The organism is Salmonirosea aquatica, assembly GCF_009296315.1.
GTDB lineage: Bacteria > Bacteroidota > Bacteroidia > Cytophagales > Spirosomataceae > Salmonirosea > Salmonirosea aquatica.
In genome coordinates, this window is the sequence record NZ_WHLY01000002.1 from 325,326 (window position 1) to 344,837 (window position 19,512).

The 19,512-nt window shown below is 49.5% G+C and carries 12 protein-coding genes and 1 pseudogene; 6 read left to right on the forward strand and 7 right to left on the reverse strand.

What is annotated here, in order from left to right; genetic code table 11:
- Positions 1 to 74 precede the first annotated feature (74 nt).
- Together GBK04_RS02290 and GBK04_RS02295 are read left to right on the forward strand one after the other, a co-directional pair.
- Positions 75 to 1,538 (forward strand): M20 family peptidase, encoded by a 1,464-nt coding sequence (locus GBK04_RS02290; protein WP_152756492.1) that lies wholly within the window; start codon positions 75 to 77, stop codon positions 1,536 to 1,538.
- A gap of 253 nt (positions 1,539 to 1,791) precedes the next feature.
- The gene (locus GBK04_RS02295; protein ID WP_373330655.1) at positions 1,792 to 2,574 is read left to right on the forward strand and encodes a murein L,D-transpeptidase catalytic domain family protein; all 783 of its coding nucleotides are present in this window, start codon (positions 1,792 to 1,794) and stop codon (positions 2,572 to 2,574) included.
- Here the strand turns inward: GBK04_RS02295 and GBK04_RS02300 are convergent.
- The 3 genes from GBK04_RS02300 to GBK04_RS02310 form a co-directional block, all read right to left on the reverse strand.
- Complete coding sequence (locus GBK04_RS02300; protein ID WP_152756494.1) at positions 2,547 to 3,737, reverse strand: L,D-transpeptidase family protein; 1,191 nt, start codon at positions 3,735 to 3,737, stop codon at positions 2,547 to 2,549. The two genes, GBK04_RS02295 and GBK04_RS02300, sit on opposite strands and share 28 nt — an antisense overlap.
- A gap of 204 nt (positions 3,738 to 3,941) precedes the next feature.
- Entirely contained in the window at positions 3,942 to 6,122 is a 2,181-nt protein-coding gene (locus GBK04_RS02305) for a DUF5916 domain-containing protein (RefSeq protein ID WP_373330656.1), read from the reverse strand.
- 59 nt (positions 6,123 to 6,181) lie between these two features.
- Complete coding sequence (locus GBK04_RS02310; RefSeq protein WP_152756496.1) at positions 6,182 to 6,757, reverse strand: peptide deformylase; 576 nt, start codon at positions 6,755 to 6,757, stop codon at positions 6,182 to 6,184.
- 686 nt (positions 6,758 to 7,443) lie between these two features.
- Here GBK04_RS02310 and GBK04_RS30260 point away from each other — a divergent pair.
- Together GBK04_RS30260 and GBK04_RS30265 are read left to right on the forward strand one after the other, a co-directional pair.
- Positions 7,444 to 7,950 carry an MFS transporter gene (locus GBK04_RS30260; RefSeq protein WP_373330657.1) on the forward strand — a complete coding sequence of 169 codons (507 nt, stop codon included), beginning with the start codon at positions 7,444 to 7,446 and terminating at the stop codon, positions 7,948 to 7,950.
- The gene (locus GBK04_RS30265; RefSeq protein ID WP_373330658.1) at positions 7,920 to 8,624 is read left to right on the forward strand and encodes an MFS transporter; all 705 of its coding nucleotides are present in this window, start codon (positions 7,920 to 7,922) and stop codon (positions 8,622 to 8,624) included. The genes GBK04_RS30260 and GBK04_RS30265 overlap by 31 nt, the downstream gene beginning before the upstream one ends.
- A 19-nt stretch (positions 8,625 to 8,643) precedes the next feature.
- On the opposite strand, the gene GBK04_RS02320 is transcribed toward GBK04_RS30265, so the two are convergent.
- The 3 genes from GBK04_RS02320 to GBK04_RS02330 form a co-directional block, all read right to left on the reverse strand.
- Positions 8,644 to 9,591 (reverse strand): EamA family transporter, encoded by a 948-nt coding sequence (locus tag GBK04_RS02320; RefSeq protein ID WP_152756498.1) that lies wholly within the window; start codon positions 9,589 to 9,591, stop codon positions 8,644 to 8,646.
- A gap of 267 nt (positions 9,592 to 9,858) precedes the next feature.
- A complete protein-coding gene (locus tag GBK04_RS02325; RefSeq protein ID WP_152765793.1) occupies positions 9,859 to 12,657 on the reverse strand; it encodes a M16 family metallopeptidase in 2,799 nt (932 codons plus the stop codon).
- Positions 12,658 to 12,799: 142 nt separating this feature from the next.
- On the reverse strand, positions 12,800 to 13,261 hold the full coding sequence (locus GBK04_RS02330) for a DUF2147 domain-containing protein (protein ID WP_152756500.1): 462 nt from the start codon (positions 13,259 to 13,261) through the stop codon (positions 12,800 to 12,802).
- A gap of 70 nt (positions 13,262 to 13,331) precedes the next feature.
- On the opposite strand from GBK04_RS02330, the gene GBK04_RS02335 reads away from it, so the two are divergent.
- Complete coding sequence (locus tag GBK04_RS02335; RefSeq protein ID WP_373330659.1) at positions 13,332 to 13,730, forward strand: hypothetical protein; 399 nt, start codon at positions 13,332 to 13,334, stop codon at positions 13,728 to 13,730.
- Between the two features lie 26 nt (positions 13,731 to 13,756).
- Here the strand turns inward: GBK04_RS02335 and GBK04_RS02340 are convergent, their stop codons facing one another.
- Positions 13,757 to 18,355 carry a translocation/assembly module TamB domain-containing protein gene (locus GBK04_RS02340; protein WP_152756502.1) on the reverse strand — a complete coding sequence of 1,533 codons (4,599 nt, stop codon included), beginning with the start codon at positions 18,353 to 18,355 and terminating at the stop codon, positions 13,757 to 13,759.
- A 74-nt stretch (positions 18,356 to 18,429) separates the two neighbouring features.
- Here GBK04_RS02340 and tsaD point away from each other — a divergent pair.
- Positions 18,430 to 19,427, forward strand: a pseudogene (gene tsaD / locus GBK04_RS02345) (tRNA (adenosine(37)-N6)-threonylcarbamoyltransferase complex transferase subunit TsaD).
- Positions 19,428 to 19,512: the final 85 nt, after the last annotated feature.

A 19,512-nucleotide genomic window follows, 5' to 3' on the forward strand; every position in this document is an offset into this window, starting at 1 on the left:
ATGGAAAGGCACATTCCTCAAACAAGCTTTTCTTTATATTTGATTCTTTCTTAACCTACCTGTTACCCTCTCTCATGCGAAATTTTCTAAAAATCCTGGGACTTGCCCTGGTTATTCTTATTGTTGTACTGCTTTGGAATACGTTCCGTTTCGAATCAAAACAGCTTACTAATGTACCCCCTGCGCCTCCAATCGCCATCCCCGATTCGGCCCTCCTGCGTCTCAGCCAGGCAGTACAATACCGCACCATTTCGTATCAGGACTCCGCGCTGACCGACACTACCCAGTTTAAGGCCTTCATTACTTTTCTAGAAAGGTCTTTTCCTATGGTGCACAAGCAGATGACCCGCGAACAGATCAATGACTATGCCTTGCTTTTTCAGTTGAAGGGGAGTAATCCCTCCCTGAAACCCATGCTGATGATGGGCCACTATGATGTGGTACCGGTAGTAGAGGGTACCGAAAAAATGTGGAAAAGTGCGCCTTTCGCTGGACTTGTGCAGGATGGATTTGTCTACGGCCGGGGTACTCTCGACGATAAAAGCACCGTGCTGGGCTTGCTGGAGGCCATGGAAATCTTACTACGTCAGAGCTTTCAACCCAGTCGTACCATCTACTTTTCCTTTGGTCACGATGAAGAAGTAAGTGGACGAAAAGGAGGGCAGGCCTTGGCCCGGACGCTTGAACGACGGGGTATCCAACTGGAAATGGTTATTGATGAAGGGGGTACCATTAAGACCGATGGCGTGGCTGGCCTGACTCAACCCGTAGCCCTAATCGGCACCGCCGAAAAGGGCTATACCAGTGTGGCACTGACCGCCCACGGCGAGGGAGGACATTCCTCCATGCCTCCTCCCAAGACCAGCATCGGGATGTTGGCCAGTGCCCTGGATAATCTGCAAAAAGCTCCATTCAAATCCTCCCTGGGAGGTACCGTCGGCGAGATGCTTCGGTACCTGGGCCCGGAAATGCCTTTTGCTCAGAAGTTGGCGGTTGCCAACCAGTGGCTGCTGGCGCCGGTCCTGATTAATTCCTTTAGTGTTACAAACTCAGGTGCTGCCAGTACTCACACCACTATTGCTCCCACTATTCTGAAGGCAGGTATAAAAGACAACGTGCTGCCGATCGATGCTACGGCAATCGTCAATTTCCGTATTCTGCCCGGCGATTCGGTGCAGGGCGTAGTCAACCATGTCAAAAACGCCATTGCTAATCCTGACATTGAGGTAGAATCCCTCCGAGAATTCGACTCAGAGCCTTCACCGGTTTCCTCGCCCGAGGCACCTCCCTTTCAGATTCTGAGCCGAACTATCAAGAGTTGTTACCCTAACGTCCTGATCACCCCGTATCTGGTACTCGGGGCCACGGATGCCCGGTATTACCGCTCGTTAAGCCCAAACATTTACCGCTTCACACCTTACCAGCTCGACGAAGAAGACCTTAAACGTCCGCATGGTACCAATGAGCGAATCAGGACAGATACCTACAAGGAAATGATCCGCTTTTATGTGACGCTTCTGAAAAACGCAGCGCAGTAATCTCAACTACCTCAGGGGTACCTTTCGAATTAAATTGGATTAAACCCGGATAGTCGGGGAACCTAACTCCTGGTGAGTTTTGTATAGATAGCGGGACTTTTGTAAAACCTACCCCTAAAACTCGGGGAATTCTGTTAATATAATTCCACAATTTTGCCGATCACAGGCAAGAAAATTCCCCAACGGGCGTTTGAGAAAAAAGATTGATGCTAACGCCGGGTATACTAATAAAACCAGAAATCAATAGACCACTATGAGGAAAATAGGAGCAGTGTTGGCCATGGGAATTGTGTTGTTAGGGATGATGGCTGGCTTTAAAAGCATCGAGAAAAAGAAGATTTTTTCACTTGCATCCACCCAAATTGTTGCCACAAATAACCTGAACGTATCCCTCACCCCCGAAGAAGCAAATGAAACGGCCTGCTCCAATCTATATGATTCCTTACAGCTAGCGGTCGCCGGTCTGTCAAAAGAGGCTTTCCGCTACGCTTGGTTCGGATTCCAGCAAGCGGGTTTTTCAAAGCCTATACTTGCCATTGCCGATTTCAGCCAATCGTCACGTCACAAGCGACTTTATGTCATCGACTTTCTGAATAAAAAGGTGTTGCTGAATACCTACGTGGCGCATGGACGCAACTCCGGTCAGGAATACGCCAGTAAATTTTCAAATGCCAATTCCTCCTACCAGTCTAGCCTTGGTTTCTATAAAGCACTAGGTACCTATCACGGAAAGCATGGGCTTTCTTTGCGGTTGCAGGGCCTCGAAAAGAATATAAACGACCAGGCTTTTGAGCGGGCTATTGTCATGCACGGGGCCGACTACGTCAGTGAAGATTTTATCCGTCAAACGGGCCGACTTGGGCGCAGTCTAGGATGCCCGGCTGTTTCACAAGCCGAACATCAGCAATTGATTAAACTCCTGCGCAACGGGGCTGGGTTATTTTTGTATTATCCCGATGCCAATTATCTCAGCAAATCCAAAATACTACATCAAGCAGTAGCTGCTGTTCAGAGGGTTGTACCTTCCAATTCATAAACATCCTTGAAGTACATCAGGTTGCCCGCCTGGTCAACGTCTGCAGGCATGTAGTACAGAAACGTAGGTACCTTCTTCTTCAAAGGGTGAGTAGTCGGCTTTCGGTCTTCTTCTTTGGATTCAAGGGCTTCTTCTATAAAATTATCGTCCAGCAGAGGTTCGGCGGCAATAAAATTGGCAAGTTGGGCGGGATTTTCCAGTCGTACGCAGCCATGACTTCGCCAGCGCTGTTTCGCGTCGAACAGGGTTCGTACATTCGTGTCGTGCAGGTAAATAGCTAGCGGATTCTGAATATTCACCTTCATAAATCCCAGTGAGTTATCTTCACCGGTGTCCTGTCTAAACCGGTAAGGAAAGTGATCGGCGTTCATGTCGCTCCAGTCGATCTCGTGTTCATCTACCACATTTCCCCGGTTGTCAATTACCTTGATCCCGTTTCTTTCCAAATAATAGATGTTCTCCTGAATCCGGGGAATCATTTCCTTTACAGCAATACTTTTAGGTACATTCCAGTAAGGAAACGTAATGACATTGGTGGCATAGGTATCTATGCCGGGGGTCGGAGAATCGGCCTTTCCTACAATTACCTTCATGCGCAAAGATTCTTTTCCCAGTGAATCCATCCCCACCAGATAAGCACCCCGAATATTTACCAGTACCAGTCGATCGGCTCCCTGCGCCTGGCGGTGAATCCAGCGGTAGGTGTTCAGGCTTTGCGCTACTAAGGCAGCACTATCAGCCTGCCCAGCCTGCGTTAGACGGAGATAATGGTTTTTCAGCGCAGTGTAAGCGGGATAAGGGGGCTCCAAGTCTTTCAAAACATCTTCGAGTTTTAATCCCTGCGCCAGTTCCCAACCGGCCTTCTTGATTCGGCTGGTATCTGCCGGGATTACCTTCTCGATATAGCGGAGATGTTCAGGTTTGTGACCAAAGCCAATTTCTTCCAGGTAGCGGAATAAATCACGTTCTTGATTTGCTGTATCAAGTTGGATGCCAACCGTTTTCCCGTAGGCAATCAGTTTCTCATAGTTTTTGTTATTCTTTACTTCAGAGGCGATCTCGGCCTCTGTTACACTGAAACGGTCTTTTTTCTTACAGCCGTTAACTCCAAGAAAAACCAGTATGAGGTAGGGTACCAGTGGGAGGATTTTTTTTACAGACATGGTATTAAAGTTGGTTGTTATCTTTTCTATATCAGAAAAGACCCGTGCTAACTTATGCTGCTCAGTATATATCAGTGGGTCAGCATGTTGCAAAAACCAATTCTATTCACATCTTTCAATATGTAGAATAACATACTCATATACCTAGACAAAGTATCTCTATCCTGTAACTTTATACGAGTAGCCCCTTCTTTGATAGTCTGATTAAATGTTCCACCAGTAGGTGAGTTTGAGTACCAGAGCGCGGGTTTTTACGTGAAAATTTTCGGGGAGGTAATTATCGGTATATACGATAAACAAATCGGAAGCCGGCTTGTAGCGCCACTGTAGGCGGGTGTTCAAATTGATATTATCCGCCTGATTATTGTACTGGACAAACGTGGTCAGGAAAAGGTTATTACGAAAGGTAACATCCACGCGTGGCCCCACGAGCCAGTATTCCACCCGATTCCAGGGGGCAGGCAATAAAATATTGTTATAATTGCTGCTGAGGGTTAGAGCGACATAGGGTTGGAAGCGGTACCCAAGATCGGCGGCAAAATTGGTACGCTCTCCTCCCTGATAGTACCCTCCCACGCGGCTTGAAACCGTATAAGTAAAATTGCGCTTGGGGCTTGAGTTGAATTCAAATCCAGCCGATTTCCAGTGGTGCTCCGTGCCGGTAGCCAGTTGTTCACGTCCCGAATTGGTAGGATCGAAGGGTCGTAACAAACGCACATAATTGGTGGCGGCCCAAATATTGGCAGTACCCCGGTTCTTGAAATTGAAATTATAGAAAAGTACCGTCTCGTTGTCAGTAAGGGTATGTTGCTTATTCCAGTAGAAGGTACTTTGCAGGCGGGGTCCGTGGCTGATGAGGGTATTGGATTTTACGAAAAACAGGTAATCGACCCGGGGGCTAATTTTATAGTAGCCGTTTCGGATGGCGTTTGGCACATAGCCAACCTCGGCATTGTAGTTAGAACCTACGTATTCGTGCTGCCATTGCCACGCAAAGTGGGTATTGGCATAGGTAATGTCCGCGGCATGGGCCAAATCATCGCCTTTCCGATCGGGGGTGAAGGATTTCAGGAACATCACCTTGCCCGTCCACAGGTTATTGACCGAAGCCAGGTTGAACTCCGCCCCTACGTTGCGGTTGTAACGGTTAAATTCCCCATTTACCTCGGGGCGGTAGTGGATCGCGTCCTTATTGACCATCATAAGCCTCACGTTGGAACGAGCCAGTACCTGCCGCTGCAAGGCCACGACGGCAAAGTTTTGTCCCGGCAGGCTATCCTGCGATGAGGTCTGTACATTGAGTACCCCCAGTCGCCAGTTCTGATTGAGCTTACCGCTCAAACGGGCCCCATACAAGATCGGTACCCCCAAACCTACCCTACGCGAGAAAAAGGGCCGAATGGAAGCATATCCAAAATTGGCAAACAAATCGGCGTTCTCAAGGAAAAACTGTCTCCTTTCAGGAAAAAAAAGCTCAAAACGATCCAGATTGGTCTGCTGTACATCCACATCAACCTGGGAAAAATCGGGGTTGACTGTCAAATCCAGATTCAATGAGGGCGTAATGCCAATTTTAACATCTCCGCCTGCCTGTAGCTTTCGTTTAGTGCCATCATGCTGACGGAAGTCTTTATTCAAACCGGTGGCCACGTACGGAATCACCGAAATGTTAGCCCCCGGATCAGGCGGTGGTTGGTCCCAGATTAGTCCTCCGGTATAGGCCAATGAGGCCGTTGCAAACTGCCGGGGAACGGGCGCCCAAGCCGATTTCTCGGCAATAGTCAGATCGAGTCGGCTAAAATTGATGCCCCAGGTCGTAATTCCGGGTTTATAGCGGATACTCTTGAAGGGTATGGCCGCCTCCCACACCCATTTTTCATCATCGTTCTTTACAGCGGTTTCCCAGCGGTTATCCCAGCTTAGGTTCACGGCGGCACCATCGTACTGCTGCCCGTCCCAAGGAGCGCCCGCGGCATTGGAACCAAACGAAAACCCATTGGTTCGGTCATCGAAGGTGTCCATGAAGAGCAGAAAATTATCATTCTTATTGAAGGTGAAATCTCGCCTCAGCGACTCAACGATCAGGGTACCCGGGACCGGCTTGAAGTTAGTGACCAGGATGTAAATGTTCTGTTTGTCATAGGTCATGCGCACTTCGGTTTTGGCACGCGCAAAACTGGTATCGATTGGTTGGACCATGTAGAAATCACCTGCCACCTCCACATTTTGCCAGGCGGCCTCATTTCCTATGCCATCCACGCGGATGGCCGACTGGGCAGGATAGATATGGTACTGATAATTATCGTTGGGCTTCTGGGCAAAAGTAGACCCGGAACTTCCGGCAAAAAGTATACAGATGAAGATACCAGACAGTAATGGGCGCACGAAAATAGAGTTAATGCAGAAGCGGAATTTAATTTACAGTAGCAAAGGTAAGCCACCAGTCAATCTACTCCTAAACCTGGCACCTCCGGCTCGCCCGGATTCTGAGGTAGCATCTGCTCAACTGGATGCGGCACCGGAGTAGGTTTCCATTGAAAAGCTTTTGCGTCCAGCGCGCGCATGGTACAGAGTATACCTTCAAGGTGATCATATTCATGCTGAAGCAGCTCAGCCATATCATCACGTAATTCCTGTTCATGCTCTACCCACTCAAGATCATAGTACCGTATTCGGATTGTGCGGTGGCGGCTCAGGCGAACCAGCAGGTTGGGTAGGCTCATGCAGTCGTCCCAGAGTTCCATCATTTCTTCGCTTTTATATGTTACCACCGGGTTAATGAAAACCGTAGATTTTCCGGCAATATTCATATAAATGAGACTTTTCATGTAACCCATCTGTGAAGCCGCAATTGCCCGCCCAGCCTGGTATTTCTCACGAAATTCCATCAAAGCATTATGAAGGTTGCTGATTATTTCGGTTATCAGTTCCGTATCTTCACGACCTAGGGGTGAACAGGCCTGGTAAAGCCTTTCATCGCCCAGGAGAAGTATATCGGCTAGCCCTTTGGTAGGTTCCATATTAAAAGAAAACACCCCTTGAATGAAGGGGTGCCTTAATTAAACCACAAGATGAGAAAGTGTGTGTATAGTAAGTGGTTTGATAGTTTTATAAAAACAAGACAATAATGAGAAATGCAACGTTCAGAAGGAAGAGTACCCCTGGTATGTACCGAAAAACAAGGTTACCAGCAAGAGCGATTTTTCGTAATATTTCCAAATCCTCTATACAATTATACTATGATTATCAGTATTCTACAAATAGTTTATTAAAAAAAATACTAAAAAAAAATACTTTAATAAGTAATTTAAATTATATGTAAATAAAAGTTAAAAGTACGTTTTTCAATAAATCACCGTGTAGTTAACCGTTTCTACATCATCGGTACTTTTATATTCAAGCTTTAAAAGATACCCGATGGAAGATCCGGAAAGATACATCGTACCAAACTCGTTGCCCAAAGTGAGGCTGCTGATATGTATATACGTAGATACTACGCTGGAAGATTACAGGCCTAAAACTACTTGCGAGAATATAGCCAATTAGTTTTTTTGCAAGCGCACAGGCAACGCATGGAAAGTCGGAATAATTCTATAATGCTTTGGGTATACGTTACTCCCAACGAACAATATACTCTACTTTTGCAAACGGGCCGGATAGCTCGATTCGGTTCCACAGCTATCGCTTCAATCGGTCATTCACCCGTATGCTTTCTACTGCTTCCGCCCGGCGCCACCCCCTCCTTAGCACGTTAACCACATTCTTCTCTAATCCGCTGGCACGGGCGGTAGGTTTTGTATTTGCCTTGGATAGCTTCTTGTTTGGCAGCTGGGTAGCGCGGATTCCACACGTAAAATATACGCTCGGGCTTAATGATGCTCAACTCGGACTGGCTTTATTTGCGCTTCCGATTGGTTCTATTGTGATGAACCCCTTCACCGGTCGCCTCATTCGTCGCTTTGGCGCCGCCTGCTGCAGTATGTGGGGAGGAATTGGATTTTTTATAAGCGTACTGCTGCCTATTCAGGCACCTGATGCCTTTTTCCTGACTTTGGGGTTGTTTATCATGGGCATATTCACAGCCTTGCTCAATGTATCGATGAATACCTGCGCAGCGAATCTGGAAAAAGAACAGGGCATCCGGATCATGTCTACCTGTCATGGTATGTGGAGTCTGGGGGTATGTTGGGAAGTACATTTGCCGGTCTCATGATCTGGGTGGGTAACCCAGCTTCTCTACATATGCTGGGCGTGGTAGTGGTGCTGGTGGTTTTTATGCTGAGGTTACGAAGGTACCTAGCAGCCATTCACGAAGAACCCTCGCCCCACAGCGTTTCTCTGGCTAAGCCTACTCCTGCACTTTTACTGTTGATTGTGATCGGTATGGCGGTTTCGATGGGAGAAGGTCTGGCCTTCGACTGGAGTGCGGTGTACCTACGGGAAGTAGCCCACTCCACGGCTTCGGTATCCGCTCTGGGGTTTGCCGTTTTTTCGCTAGCCATGACCTTGGGACGCTTCATCGGGGATAGCATCATCCCCCGTATTGGTCAGAAACGCCTGCTGATGTTTGGCGGCCTGACTGCAGGTTTCGGTCTTTTACTAGCCATTCTAATTCCTGAACCATTAGTAGTCATGGTTGGTTTTTTGGTGCTGGGGCTAGGCTGTTCGCTGGGCGCGCCAATGCTCTATACTGCTTCCATGCAATTGCCAGGTACCTCCCCCGCGGCAGGACTAGCCACGTTTGCTACCTTAAGTTTCATTGGCTTCATGGCCGGCCCACCCATCGTAGGATTCATAGCCGAAGGCTATGGACTCCCCTACGGACTTTTGTTTGTGGCAGTTTTATTGATGGGAAGTGGCTTACTAAGTCGGTGGGCCCGCATCTAAGGTATTATTTTCCTCTCTCCTACCCTTTCTTTTTACCAATCGAAATCAAAACCACACCGGCTACTATAATAGTGGCTGACAAGAGCGATTGACTGGTAAGTACTTCACCCGCAAAAGCCCATCCCAGTAGCATGGCCACCACTGGATTGACATAAGCATAGGTAGAAAGCAGCTGTGGAGGCGCGTTACGTGCCAGCCAGGCAAACGAAGAAAATCCAATGAGCGAGCCGAAAACAATGAGGTAGATCAACGCCCCGATGGCCTTGGTAGGCGCATGGCTGATACTCAGTAGGGTAACGGGCTCGACGAGTAGACTGACTACTAACAAGACGCCCCCGCCCACCAACATCTGTACCGCGCTCGATACAATTTGGGTGGGTAGCTTCAATCGCCCCGAAAGTAGGGTACCCAAGGCCCATGAAATATTACCCAGCGTGATGATGGCAATACCGAGCCAGCTTTCGCTCGATGTTGCTTCAAAACCACCGGGCTTCACCAGTAAGCCAATACCTACCATACCCACCAACAAACCTGCCATGGCGAGTCTTGTGGGCCTGGCCTTACTAAAGGTAAGCCAGTTGAGCATCATGATGAACAACGGAAGCATCCCCGCCAACAGGGCAGCTACACCCGTAGGTACATACTGCAGGGCGACGGTCATTCCTCCATTTGCTACGGTCAATAGCAATATTCCAATGAGTCCTGCTGAAAGCCATTCCTGGCGGGAGGGACGGGCGCTGCCTGTCATGCGAGCAAATGGGTACAGAATTAGGCCCGCCGTCAATAACCGACAACCAGCCATGTACATAGGTGGCATATGCTCGGTCATGAAATGGATAAATAGGTAGGTAGACCCCCATAATATATACACGGACAGCAAGTTGAGAATCAATTTGGTACGTTGGGGAGTTTCCAGACCCGTGCCGCTTAATCTGGATCTGAAACCGGGGAGTGAAATAAGCGCCATAACGAACAATTTTATTGCCTATATCCCTGATCCAACAGGGTCTTTCTTCTGTAAAGTTCCACATTCGGCCCGATTCTCCAACGTACCTTGTGAACATTTTAATCGTACTCTGAATTGTACTATTAATAGTCAATAAAATAGTATAAATGCTTCATTGCCTTGAATAAAAATGGCCCTGAGGCAATGGATGAGATCCGTGAAACGAATTCTCCCTGCCTCAGGGCCAGTAGAAACCCAGCGCCGCAGCTGTTTAATAAAGGTACCTCTCTACTTCTTGGGATTGCCGCCCATGGTGGCGGGTGCTGTTTTCGTGGCAGGATTATCTTTCTTGGCCTTTTCAAAATCGCCCGCTTTGATCACCGTAATTTTAGAGTAATCGATGTATTTGGCGGCGGCGGCTTTTACAGCTTCGGGCGTGAGCGCTTCAATCTTCTTTTCAAAATCAGCCTCCCAGTCCATCGTGCGGTTCAGGTACAGATTATTCGAAAGGGTACCGGCCAGGGATGCATCCTGAGCCCGGCTCACCTGGCGCGATTGTAGATACCCCGACTTGGCGGCTTTCAGTTCATCGGCCGTAAAGCCCTCTTTTGTTACTTTTTCAAGTTCTTCTTTAAAGGCCTGCTCCAGCTTCTCCACATTCTGAGGGGCATAAATCGCGTATGCCAAAAAACTACCGTTTTTGTCCAGCGAACTGGCGTTGAATTGGGAGCCGACGCCGTAGCTGAGTCCATCCTTTTGACGAATCCGGGTAGCGAGGCGGGAGTTAAGAAAGCCTCCACCGAGCATGTAGTTGGCCATGACTAGGGCCGGATAGTCCGGGTCGGTATCCTGAAGGGGCATATTGAAACCCGCCACAAACATGGCATTGGCCTTATCGGGCGTTTCGAACGACTTGTTCTCGGCTTTTACTGGCTGGTAGGGCGAGGCGATTCGCGTAAAGGGCTTCGCGCTTTTCCAGGTATTGAAATTGTCGTCAATGATTTTCTGAATCTGCTCTTTGTCGAAATCCCCTACCACGGCCAGTGAAGCGTTATCGGCTCCGTAGAAATCCTTATAAAAGGCTTTCACCTGATCCAGTGTTGCGGCTTTTACCTCGGCTACGTCTTCATCAAATGTAGTAATATAACGAATGTCTCCCTTCGGGTAGGGGGAAGTAATGCGGCGGAATTCGTTGATGGCGATGGCCTGCGGCTCGCTGCGCTGGGCTTCAATCTGGGCCAACTGCTCCTGCTTCAGCTTTTCGAATTCATTGGCATCGAATGCCGGATTCCTAAGCACATCGGCCACAAGTTTCATTACTTCCGGCAAGTTGTCGCGGGTGGTCTCAATCGTAACCCCAGCCTGGTTATTGCCACCAAAGAAATTGACCCGGGCTTTCAGGCGGTCCAATTCATCCTTAATCTGTTGTCTGGTTTTGTTGGTGGTACCTTTGTCGAGCATGGATGCCGTCAGACTGGCGATGGTACCTTTATTCATCAGACTTTTTACGTCTCCGAGGCGGAGGGTCATGCGGGCGGCTACCACGTTGCCGCGCGTTTGCTTGGGCAGTAATGCTACCTCAAGGGCATTGGGCTTTTCCACTTTTGTCGTGCGGCTCTCTATGTTCTCAGGCGATGGATCAAATGCTTCCCCCTGCGCCATGAGCGCTTCTCCCTTGTAATCCTTCACAAGTTCCTCTATGTTAGGAGCGGCAGGTACTTCCACGCGGTCGGGATTGGCCGTGGGAATGAAGGTACCCGTGGTACGGTTGGAAGGCTTGAAATACTGCTGCGCTACACGGAATACATCGTCAGGAGTTACTTTACGGACAATATCACGGAATAGAAAGGCCAGGCGCCAGTCGCCCAGGGCGATATATTCACTAATGCCGAGTCCGACACGCTCGGAACTACGGAACTGCAAATCCCAATTTTTGAGAATCGAGGCCTTAGCCCGCTCCACGTCCTCAGCCGAGGGCTTCGACATAGCAGCCGAATCAAGCGTGGCCAACATGGCCACGCGCGCCTCATCAAGTGATTTTTCTTTCAGTACTTCGGCCAGAAAAAATACATAGCCCGGATCGTGCAGCGTAAAACTGAATCCACCCTGACTGGACGCCTTTTTGGTGTCCACCAGGTTTTTATAGAGTTTTCCGTTGGGTTCGGCGGTAAGGATCTCAATCAACACTTCCATAGCCGGAAAGTCTTCGTGCGAGCCCGGCATAATGTGGTACACGCAGGCGGCCATCTGAATGTCGCCGGTCCGGCGCAGATTGACAAATTTCTCCCCATCCTGCGTCGGTTCCACAGTATAGCTCACCGGAAGTTTACGGGTAGGTTTAGGGATTTTGCCAAAATAGTCGTTAATCAAAGCCAGGGTTTTGGCTTCATCGATTTTTCCCGCCACGGTCAGCACGGCGTTATCGGGCTGGTAGTAGCGCTGGTAAAATGCCTGTAGATTCTCGATGGGTACATTCTCAATATCGGAGCGATTGCCAATCGTCGATTTGCCATAGTTATGCCACTCATAAGCGGCCGAAGCCAACCGCTGCCACAAAACCCGGAAAGGGCTGTTTTCGCCCGATTCGAATTCATTCCTTACCACACTGAACTCACTTTCCAGATCCTTCTTGGCAATGTAGGAGTTCACCATCCGGTCCGCCTCCAGGTCGAGGGCCCATTTCAGGTTTTCGTCGCTGGATGAAAACGTTTCGAAATAATTGGTACGGTCGTACGAGGTAGTTCCATTGGGCCGGGCCCCATGTTCGGTAAGTTCCTGCGGGATGTTGGGGTGTTTGGGGGTACCTTTGAACACCATGTGTTCCAGAAGGTGCGCCATGCCCGTTTCGCCGTACCCCTCGTGCCGCGAGCCCACCAGGTAGGTCATGTTGACCGTAGCGGTGGGTTTGGAAGGGTCAGGAAAGATCAGGACCTTCAGGCCGTTGTCGAGCTGGTATTCAGTTATCCCTTCCACGGAAGTGACCTTCTTCATGCCTTTGGGAAGGTCCTGGGCCAGGGTACCCTGCAGACCAAGCGTACCCGTCAGCAATGCAAGTAACAGGAAGCGGGAAGTCGATGAATTTTTCATGCGTATCTGTTTCATTAGGTGAATTGATTGACTTTGAGGCTACTAATCTAAACTGCAATGTAGGTAAGAATGATTTTTTTTGCCAGGACATTCGTGACAAGCGGTTCATAAGGCCCGCGAATAGTGCCGGCACGTTTGTCCTTCACTTCACACGTTGCCAGGTATCGGTGCGGCCTATGAGCGAAATACCTACATACCCTCGCACATCGAGGGTGTTGTTGCCCCGGAGCGTCAGCCTACAGCTGTACTCTTTTCCGTTTTCGGGATCGTACACTTTTCCCTGATCCCACACATTGGCGCCGCTGAAGCTAAAATTTCGTAGATTGACCAATCCGAGCAGGGGCTGTTCTTTTTTTGAGACATCAGGATTGTTGCGGTCGGTTTTAGGTTGGTTGGTTTTGGGATCATCGGGTTCTTGCAACCACACAATTTTTCCAAAATACCGATTCCCCTGTTTGTAGATTTGCACCCGTCCTTTTTGGCTGCCCGTCAGCCAGGTACCTAGGATGGCATCGGGATTGTCGGCCGGGCCGGAGAACACTCCCTTTGTTTGTAGGGAAAGCAAGACAAACCCCAAAACTAGGTACAGGCAGGTGTTTTTCATACCTTAAAGGAATGATTGTGTAAATAAAGCGTTCTATAAAAACCTCTAACGAAAAAAATAATACCTGATTATGGCGAAAACCCGTTTAGTGCGTGCCTTTTCATTTCTTTTGCTGCCCTGTGTATTTGCCGCCTGTTTCCGGCCTGCTATACCCATCTCAACAGGCCCCAATTACCCTATCGACGTATTCATGAGCGACCAGTCGCCCGACCGACCCTACACCGAAATCCAGTGGGTGGAAATCAGTCATGAAGATACGCTCGATGCCCGTCAGAAAAAAGAAAGCAACCGGATGGTCTACCGCGGAAACGACGCTCAGACGAAGGACCTGCTTACCGCCCAGCTTGTGATCAAGGCCCAGAAAGTAGGAGCTGACGCCCTGATTAATGTGCAGTACCGGTATTTTACATCGGCTACCGTGGAAGGTTACACCATGAAGGGACTGGCCGTACGGTATCGAGGCGACTGAGATTAAGGGATAAAGTATGCCAGCTCCTACTTCGCGCCTTCCAATTTGGATGTGAGCTTGCCCGATGGCGGCACCTCGGACGGTTGTGATCCGGGCTCTACGGGTGTGGAAATCTCGGGTTTGGGAAGTGGCTTGAAACGGTTGAAGCTGTGTGTGAATTGCATACTGACCCCACCTGTGGTAATGAGGGTATTGTTGAGTAACAGGGAGTTTTGAATATTACGATTGTAAGCCTTCAGACGAACTCCGCCATTCTGCGCCAACCAGTACTCCAGGGTCCATTCACCCAACAGGCTGGTTGCGTCAAACTGAGAGGTACCTGCCTGATTGGTACCGTAACTAAAACGCCCATCGCGGGTGATGCGGAAGCGGTCGTTGAGAAACCGGTAGGATAAGCGGAGTTGCAAATTATTGAAAGCATTCTGGTCAAGCGAAAGGCCTGTCACCCCCACTTCCAGATTTTCGTTCATAGCGGAGGCCCAGCGGCTAATTTGGTTGGATACCAGTTCGCTGAGGCTATTTCCCAGAAATGTCTGACTCTGATTGGCCTGCCCCAGAAAAACCTCCTGGGGACTCAGCAATTGATTGAATAACAGTAGACTGCTCACCTGACGGCTCAGTTCCTGCTCGTCGCTCTTCAACCGGTTTTCAAACGCCGCCACCGCGGAGCGGTACTCTCCCGACGACGGATACTGCTGCACGGCCAGGTTATAGGCAATGGTGGGAGTCATAAGCTGGTCGGTGAGGGCGATGGTGACCTCTACGGGATAGCGGCGGGTCTGCAGATCACTGCTCCCGCTTCCCGTTCCTGTGTTGAGGCCCGGTAGCACATTTGCGAGAGATGCCATTTGGGTGTAGCCTGCCTTCACGTCGAGCATCGCGCCGTAGGGATCACCCGACCAGGTAATCCGACTGCCGGGCTTGATAGTAAATTTCTTATTCAGGGCATTCTGAAAGGTAAAGGTATAGTCACCACGGTCGATTTCGTAGTTGCCCGTCATCGTAAAATCGCCTTTGGTATCCACTTTCATGTTCAACAGCCCCTGTCCGTAGGCTTTGATGATGTCACCCGCCTGACGGTCCAGTTGAATTTCACAGTAGGCATCGGGTGTGATATTGAAATTGAAATCCATTTTCACACCGCCCGTGCTGGCTCCCCGCCGGGATTCGTCCTTTTGATCGAGACTATCCTGCTTTACTTTCTGGCTCACAAACTGAATGTAATCCAGCGTGGTGACGTCGGTAGCGCCATCCAATGGTATGTACATCCGGGTACCCCGATTACTGGTGACACTGGCCTCAATATTCAGGTTGTCCAGGGGCCCAAACAGGCTGGCCTTACCCGTCACATAGGCCGTTCCATAAAACAGGTCGTTATCTTTACTCGTGGTATTGAGGATTTTGAAATTGCGTAAATCCGCGTTGAATCCTAACGAGAACAGTTTGAACCCATCGTGGTACACCCCGCCCCGCACGGTGGCCGTGTTGCCTTCCGGATCAGTGACGACCATGTTTTTAGCCGATATTTCGGTTTCGCTGAATGTCAATTCGTCACTGAACGAGAGCACCGATTGCAGGTACTCAAAGGTTAGTTTTCCCTGGTCTATTTTTACCTGACCGTTCAGTACGGGATTCGAGGGGGTACCTTTCACCAATACCTGCCCCTTAACCTTTCCACTGACATCCGATATCAGGTCCTGGCTGAATGGCTCGATCATTTTCAGATCGGCATTGTTAAAATTTGCCCGCAGATTGAGCGAGTTCCCATCCCGATCGGGATTGTAGCTACCCGTGAGCGCAAAGACCCGCGCGAGGTTACGGTCCAGATGGGCGTCAAGATTGAACTGCCTGATGAGCTGATCCCATTCACCCCGGCCCGAGAAATTACCCAGTTCGTAGTTATCGTAGCTCAGGCCTTCTACACTGAAATCGCTGTTCAGTTCGGCAGAATCGTACAGGTCGTGCAGGGTAGTGGTACCATCCAAAATTCCCCCCAGCTTAGTATCCAGTACGGGATTGAGGGTACCCAGCTTGAAGTTTTTCACCTCAAACATCAGATTCCGTACGGAATCACTGATCATTTCACCTTCCAAAGACACCCGCTGCTTTTGGTTTACCAGTGCCAGGTTGCTGACTGTAGTTTTACGATCGGCGACGGAAATAAGATTATTTGGATTGATCCGCCATACTTCGTCCAGCAGCACGAGGTCGGATTTTTCCAGACGCAGGGTGAGGCCCGAAGGCAGAAAATGCACATCCCCGTTAAGATTGGCCCGATTGGTACTGTTGGCCTGCCTGAGTCCACTAGTAAAATGCAAGTGATCCTGGTTCCAGGCCGCCTCGATGCTCAGCCGCTCGGTGGGGGTCAGGGCACTGATTTTTTGCTGCTGGGAGGTCACCAAAGCCGAGGCCAGTACCTCGGCGTTACTCACAAATTTAGAAGTGGTAAAGTCAAAGTTAGAAGCAATGAACTGGCTGTTATTAACCCGAATCGTATCGGCCTGGGCATCGAGACTCAAAAAAGCCGTATTACCCATCCGGAGCAGTCCCTCAATCCGGCTACCGGGCGAAACGAAGGCCGTAGGGTATAAAAATTCCAGCAATGGGGTCATGTGGCGGCCTTCCAACTCAAAATTGATGGTGTATAACCGAGGATTTCGGGAAATCGCTTTCTGATTATAGTAGGCCTGCCGGGTAGCCTCATCTCCCATAAAATAGAGCTTGTATTCTTTCAGCAAACGCTCCACATCTTCGACGGCCTCGCTCAGGATATAGTTGCCGCTGACCCGGGCGGTCAAAAACTCACTATGCACATCCATGGCGCGCTCGTCGCCATCCTGCACGGACACCAGCTGCAGGTTATCCATCACCAGATTGCGTTTATTGCGGGGGGTAAGCAAAGAGGTATTCAGGAAAGTTGCCTGCCCCACCAACGAATCGACGGTGTTCCCCTGCACCTGGGCATCGATCTGGGTTTTCAGGGTAAGGGGTACTTCGGAAAAGCCCAAGGCCATCAGGTTGGCTTTTTCCAGTCGGCCCTGTAGATCGAATGAGTTTTGTGGTTTGGACAAATCTATTTCGCCATCCAGGATGAATGTCAAATTGGTATCGCGCGAGCTGACCTGTCCGTTGAAGTAGGCTTTCTGCAAATTCCCCCGCAACTGTACATTCCGGTAGTCGTACTGATTGAATCCGAGCCGGTTTACTGTAGCGTTCAGGTTCACAGCCGCCGTAGAGATCGCAAAACCTTTGCCATTGAGTTGCCCCGAAAAATCCAGCTTTTGCAAAGTTTCGGGACGGTCAAAGAGTACACCCAGATCCAGGTTGGCCGTTTTAAGCAGCCCCTTGTAGGTAGAAGTATAGCGATCCTGAATATGAAAAAGCATATCCGTGTTCAGATCACCGATATCGGTTTTTACGTGGCTCTTCAGATCGAAATCCACGGAGGTACCCTTGAAGGTACCATCAATGGCCACAAGGCCAAACTTTTTGAATGTTTCGTGCAAATCGGTTTCGGGATAGTACTGCACCAGATCGTTGGTTTCGATCCGCGAGCTCACGAGGTCGAAATCCATGGTGGTTCGACTGAATTCTGGTAGTCCCCTGAAGTCGAACCTCCCCGCCAGTCGGCTACCTTTCCCAAAACGCAGGTCGGTATTTTTGACGCTGAAATCGTGCACCGTCCCATCGAAATCGCCCGACAGCCGCCAGGTTTCATTCAGAGTCAGCAGGTATTCATGGAATAGCCCCAGGTCGTCGGAGTACACGCGGCTGTTGTCAAAGTGCGCCACCATCCGAACCTTCTCATTGAAATCGCCAAAAGCCGAGGGATGCTTGTAATTGAAACTCAAATAGTTGGTTAGATAGGACCCCCCGATGTAGGCGCTCAGGGCAGCGAGTTCTACTTTCTTGGCGCAGTACATGAATTTCGTATCGAGATCATGTACCTTCAGCGAAGTCTGCCGGTCGATGGTGGTCAAGTCATTGGCCACAAATTTGATAGTGTCGCCCAGGACCAGAAAGTCTTTCAATTGCGCATTTAGCTCACGCAGTTCGAAATGGTAATAATCAAAAACACTGGCTTTTCTGTCAAAGGGCTCACGCGGATCGTCGTAGTGAAAGGTACCTTCGGTGAGAGTGGCTTTGCCAATCGTAAAAGGGATATTCTGGTCGGGCACGTAGCCAGTGGTATCGCCGGAATTGGCCATTTCATTCACGCGCGCGATGAAAAAATCCATATTCGTATCCCCCGAATTGGTCTTCACCAGCCGTACCTCGGGACGGTAGACATTCACTTCGTCGAGGTGGATTTCGCTTGCCGAATTGAGCAGGATAGCCTCTATATCGAAATTGATGTCGAGCCGACCGACATCGATCATGGGTTGATTGTTGAGATCCTTTATCGAAACCTGCTCCAGCGAAATGACATCGAGCCACTTGATATTGATACGTCCAATCGAAATGGGGTACCCCATACGGGCGGAGATTTCCTTGACGGCTTTCTGGGTGGCCCAGGTTTGTACGGTGGGAAACTGGAAGACGATTGTTCCTATGCCAAGCGCATAAAGCGCCAGGATCAGAAACATCACCAGGCCATTGCCTATTTTTTTAAGGATGTTCACCATGCAGGGTTATGGGCGACGAACGTGTCCCAACTTGCAGTAATTTACTTATTTTTGTGCAAATTTTAACGATTTGCATGAATATTCTGGCCATCGAATCCTCCTGTGATGAAACCTCTGCTGCTATTTTTTCTAACGGAACTATACGCTCCAATGTTGTAGCCACGCAGCTCATTCACCAGGCCTACGGGGGCGTGGTACCCGAACTGGCCTCACGCGCACACCAGCAGATGGTACTTCCCGTGGTGGAAAAAGCCCTTCTGGATGCAAAAATAGAGAAAAAAGAGTTGCAAGCCATCGCTTTCACGCGGGGGCCGGGGTTGATGGGGGCCTTGCTGGTAGGTACCTCCTTTGCCAAATCCATGGCTTTGGGGCTGGATATTCCTCTCATCGAGGTCAATCATATGCAGGCGCATGTGTTGGCTCATTTTATCGAAGCACCCCGACCTACCTTCCCCTTTCTTTGCCTGACCGTCAGCGGGGGTCACACCCAGATCGTGCTGGTGCGAGATTATCTGGATATGGAAATCATTGGCCAAACCCTCGACGATGCCGTGGGCGAAGCCTTTGACAAATCGGCCAAACTACTCAACCTACCCTACCCCGGCGGCCCACTGATCGATAAGCACGCACAGCTGGGTAATCCAAAGGCATTTGAGTTTCCGATCCCTGATATTGCGGGGCTTGATTTCTCGTTCAGTGGGATTAAAACCTCTATTTTGTACTTTTTACAAAAAAACACCAGAGAAAACCCGGCCTTTGTGTCGGAATATTTGGACGATATTTGCGCGAGTATTCAGCATACCCTTATCAAAATTCTTTTGAAGAAAATAGGAAAGGCAGCCCGGCAAACGGGAATCCGCGAAATAGCGATCGCCGGGGGGTTTCGGCCAATTCGGGGCTGCGCTCCGCTTTGCAGCAAACCGGACTGGAAGAGGGCTGGAACGTCTACATCCCGCGCTTTGAGTACTGTACCGACAATGCCGCCATGATCGCCATCGCGGCTTACTACAAGTACCTGAAAAACGATTTTGCCGACCAAACCGTCAGCCCCCTGGCCCGTATGGATTGGTAGATATTGTGTAATTGTGTAATTGTGTAATTGTGTAATTGTGTAAAATGAAATTCCGTCTTCGTTCTATACTACTTATCAGATAATT